The sequence below is a fragment of the Endozoicomonas sp. SESOKO1 genome (genome assembly GCF_024606265.1).
Taxonomy (GTDB): Bacteria; Pseudomonadota; Gammaproteobacteria; order Pseudomonadales; family Endozoicomonadaceae; genus Endozoicomonas.
This window is the reverse complement of the sequence record NZ_JAHHPP010000327.1, coordinates 1-1,343: the sequence shown is the minus strand read 5'-3', so window position 1 is coordinate 1,343 and position 1,343 is coordinate 1. Positions and strand designations below refer to the sequence as shown.

Below are 1,343 nucleotides of genomic sequence, written 5' to 3'. Positions count from 1 at the left end.
AATGGTTTTTATCAAATAATGAAATCAAGATAATATTTTTTGATTTTAAAAGAATACTGGGTTAATCATTCCCGATTGTCCCTGATGTGGTTGTTTTCGAACCAGTGCCCCCGGGAGTGAAGCCTGCGGATTGTGGTTACTGCCCTTCGAGCAACATTATTCTGAAATAGCCAAAGGTGATCGGCAGGGAGATTTTTTTCAACCTCTGAAGCTACGCTAAAATATGACGATAGTATCACTGATTATGAATTGGAAATGGTACATGAGATCAAGTTAGAATAACCCTTAAGTCGCTTTTTTATCACTCATCCTGACAGCCGAGAGTCCAAGACAACCGTTTGCGAAGCTCATACCGTCATTGCAGACGTGGAAAAACTAATAAGGAATCAAGGATCAAGCGTGTGAATCATTCTCCTGCGATTATTGCCCGTTCAGTTGTTGTCACGGTGCTGATACTCTTGCCCACTGTGACGCAGGGAACTGAACCCATCTCTTACAATGACCCACTGGAAAGCTGGAACCGCAAGGTGTTTAAACTGAATGACACCCTGGATAACTATGCCCTGAAGCCAGTGGCAAAGACCTATAATTTTGTGACCCCCAGACCGGTGCAAACATTAGTCAGCAACTTCTTCAGCAACCTCGGGGAGCTGAGAAATATCGCCAGTGCCTGCTTCCAACTCAAAGGGCAGGATATGCTGGTTTCCTCAGGCCGTCTCATCATCAATTCAACAGCGGGTATTCTTGGCCTGATCGATGTAGCCACCCCAATGGGACTTGACAGGCGCTATAGCGATTTCGGGCTGGCTTTTGCCAACTGGGGGGTTCCGTCCGGACCTTATCTTGTCCTCCCATTATTTGGCCCGAGTACTGTCCGTGCCGGCGTTGGACGCATTCCTGATGCATTAACCAATCCGATAACCTACCAGGAATCCGGGCAGGAACGCTGGATTGCCAGCAGTATTAATCTTATCAATAGTCGTGCTCAACTTCTGGATGCTGAAGAGCTGATTCTTGGAGACCATTACACGTTTATCCGGGACACTTATTTACAAAGACGTGAATATTTAATTACAGGCCAGCAACCCGAAGATGACTTTTGACGATAAGCAGCGAATAACGATCGCATCAGCCTCTGGCTTCAATAACTTCAGGCAAACACATTAATTTGACCACGCTCCAGGAGGCTGACCGAGAATAGCGCCCGTTGCGAGGATGGCAGAAAATTCAGGATAAAAATTCGGAAATTTTTAGTGAATAGTGGTTCTATTTGCTAAAAATTTCCGACTTTTTAGACCAATTTGCTGCCACCGCACGACTGCATGGATGCAGGAGCTAGAGCA

At 45.8% G+C, this 1,343-nt stretch carries 1 protein-coding gene; it reads left to right on the top strand.

The window, feature by feature from the left end:
- The first annotated feature begins 401 nt into the window (after positions 1-401).
- Complete coding sequence (locus tag KDK13_RS14885) at positions 402-1,103, top strand: VacJ family lipoprotein (RefSeq protein ID WP_257285761.1); 702 nt, start codon at positions 402-404, stop codon at positions 1,101-1,103.
- Positions 1,104-1,343: the final 240 nt, after the last annotated feature.